This is a genomic window from Thermogutta sp. (genome assembly GCF_014359955.1).
Classification (GTDB): Bacteria; Planctomycetota; Planctomycetia; order Pirellulales; family Thermoguttaceae; genus Thermogutta.
In genome coordinates this window covers 1-2,927 of record NZ_JACIYL010000574.1, presented here as the reverse complement: position 1 = coordinate 2,927, position 2,927 = coordinate 1, and the positions used below count along the sequence as shown (strand labels likewise).

Here is a 2,927-nt window from a genome sequence, read left to right as displayed (position 1 = left end):
AACCAGAGCGTAGACACTCTGGAATCGCTTTGCGATCACACCTGACCGGTAGGGCGACCGCTCTACCATAACCGATAACTGAATCGGTCGTTTGGTTACACAAGGCACGGCCTTTGCTAACGACCTATAACCCTACTATTTTGCTAATATTTGAGTGTAGTGTGCCACAGTAAGCTGCCTCCATGCAAGCCCCGTGGTCGTGTTTTTTCCGATACATGGTGACAAGCGGTATCGGGTCTGAACGAAGACATTCAAAAAAAAGCCCCGAAAACTCTTTCGGGGCTGGAACTTTGGAACTAAAACAACACCAATCCGGTGAGATGAGCCTACCGGCTCACGGGCCAGGGGTGTATCCTGGTGGCCCCGACGGGCTGCCCCGCGGTCCACCACGACTCCCTGCTGGACCACGGGAGGTGGTTCCCCTCGTTCCGCGGGTGGTGCCGGTCCTCGACGTTCGACCTCTCGCAGGCCCATACTCCTGCTCATAGTATTCGGAGTACTCCTCTGGGTACATCGATTCTTCCCCGGGGCCCGTGGCGTATGGACCATACGGGCTGGGTTGAGCTGCTTGAGTGAATCGCTTGTACTGCTCTTCGTCCTCCAGCTCGTCCCGCAGCATGAGGTTGCCCTCGGGATCCATCACGACCAGTTTGGAAGGGGCCAGATCTTTATTGGGAAGCGTGTCCCCTCCGGCCAGATCCACGATCATAAGCCGTGTAAAGTAATCGATCGGAGTTTCTTCCTGCTGTGTGGTCGGGCTTGTTCCAGGATAACCGGGATAGCCTGGCGGACCGCTTGTCGCATACGCGGGCGGCCCACTTGTCGTCGAACCCACCATACCGGGCAGCCCTTCCAATCCCGGTGGGCCGGAACTGCTGCCGTATTCACTGTATTGGGTGGAGGTTTTCTTTTCTTTCTTGGGCGGATTCATTTTCTTCACATCGTCGGCACTGAAGTCGACGATCGTGCCTCGGACCAAATCCGGAAACTCAAAGAACTTGGTGAGACCTCGGGTGGGTTGAAAAACCGTCACCCCCACCGTAATCCGAGGCTCGATGAAAGGTGCCCGGCCGGCTTTGGCCGGACCGGCCAGAACACCGGTATCCGGCGGCACACGCACCACATTCGAAGGTTCACTCCACTCGGTAAGCAGCCACGCGTCTTTGGCGAGAGATTCGTCTTCCAGTACCTGTGGCGGTAGTTTGTAGTTGGGGTTCGCGAGCCACAACTTCACCCGATAACGGTACTTCTTATTTGGTTCTACCTTGTAATCGACAAACCGGAATAGTTTGACGGGGGCCTCCTTGCGCTGCTGAGCGTAACCCGGATAGGGTGAACCCGCGGTCGGATATCCCGGATAAGATTCATATTCCGATCCGTAGCCCGGTGGACCACTCGTGGTGGGATACCCGGGATACGTACCTCCAGGATAGGGACTGCCAGGGTAAGCTCCGCCCGGATAAGTGCCATAGGGTGACGCGCCGGGAACACCTGTGGCCATTCTTGTGGGATCGAGCGGGGCATCAGGAATTTCCGGAGCCGGTGGTTGCGCAGGCTGGGCACCCGCTGTCCCTCCCGGCTGTTGAGTCTGGCCCGGTGCGAGCGACGCTGGAATGGGCCCCGCGGGACCAGCCGGCCCTGCAGGGCTTCCCGGACCCATCATCCCCACAGAACCTACCTCTCCCGGGTAGCCTCCCATCGACGCGTAGGGACCATAACCGTACCCCAACGTCCGCCGCGGAGCCAAGAATGGAATATCCGGCTCATGGGCGACCTCCTTGCCCCAGGTGTCACCTGCTGTCAGCTGGACCAGTGGCCAAGTGAACGGCACCTGCCCAGGTGGCATGACGTATTCAGGGGAGACATACATAAACTGGTCGTGGGGAACGCGCTGTTCCTCGAACCACCGTGCACGCGCATTGAGGGGCTCCCATTTCAGAGTATCGGGAGGGGCGGAATCGTCCGTCACCTCGGCCCGTTCAATTGAGAAGTAAACGTACTGCGGCAGTTCAATGTCCAACGCCCCAGGCATCCCAGATCCAGCCGTGGGGTAGCCGGTTGAACCTGGATAACCTATCTCCTCACCCGAGCTCCCATATTCCGAATAGCCCGGATAGCCTGGGTAGCCTGCAGAACCTGGATAACCGGTGGTGGTAGCAGTACCAGTGGTCCCCCTATTGACCCGGATTGCGTCTTGAAATGCGTCCCGGAAAGCGCGGACCTGTTTTTCCCATTCGATGATTCCGGTGACCACAACCCAGCGTCGGCCGTGGCTCGGGCCCGTTGGACCTCCACCATAACCGGCATAGCCAGAGTAGCCCGAGTAACCGGGGCCTTCCTCACCGTAGGTTTCGGGCATGGTGGTCATCATACCGGGTGGTCCAGAGGTGCCCGGATACCCAGTTGAGCCCGGATATCCCGTGCCCGGATAGCCTGTAGGAGTTCCGGCGGATCCACCGGCAAGTCCTGCAACCGCGCCGTGTCCAGCGGCAGCCCGGAGATCCGTAACGGGATACACCGTTGGTTGACCTCGTTTGCGCCTCTGTTCGAAGAGGGGAGGATCAAAGGGCACAACGATCTGATAACCTGTGGAGGACACCGACTCCCGGATTCGCTTGGCAACCTCCGCGAAGCCTGGCACGTCGCGCGTTGGCTGGGGGGGTGTGCTCTTGTAATTCTGTTCTGCTCGACTTGCCAGTTGGGTGAGCTGTTCCGGAGTGACGTCCACTTTGGGCGTACTCATGAAGGACATGACGATCAGCCCGAGGGTGATGAGCACCGCCACGCCCAGAACAATTTTTTCCCAAACCGCTGCCAGCAGTTGATCGAACGAACCGGATTTTTTCTTCGCCATGATCGAATCCCCACGTTCAGGGTCGGGACGAGTATCTATTCTCTACAGTTGATTTGTTTTCCAGCTTGGAGAT

Annotated in this window: 1 protein-coding gene; it reads right to left on the bottom strand. The window is 58.4% G+C overall.

Going from position 1 to position 2,927, the window contains the following annotated elements:
- Positions 1 to 334 precede the first annotated feature (334 nt).
- On the bottom strand, positions 335 to 2,854 hold the full coding sequence (locus H5U08_RS14545) for a hypothetical protein (protein WP_297034576.1): 2,520 nt from the start codon (positions 2,852 to 2,854) through the stop codon (positions 335 to 337).
- Positions 2,855 to 2,927: the final 73 nt, after the last annotated feature.

Coding starts and splice junctions, on each gene's coding strand:
- H5U08_RS14545 (WP_297034576.1), bottom strand. CDS start 2,854: ATGGCGAAGAAAAAATCCGGTTCGTTCGATCAACTGCTGGCAGCGGTT.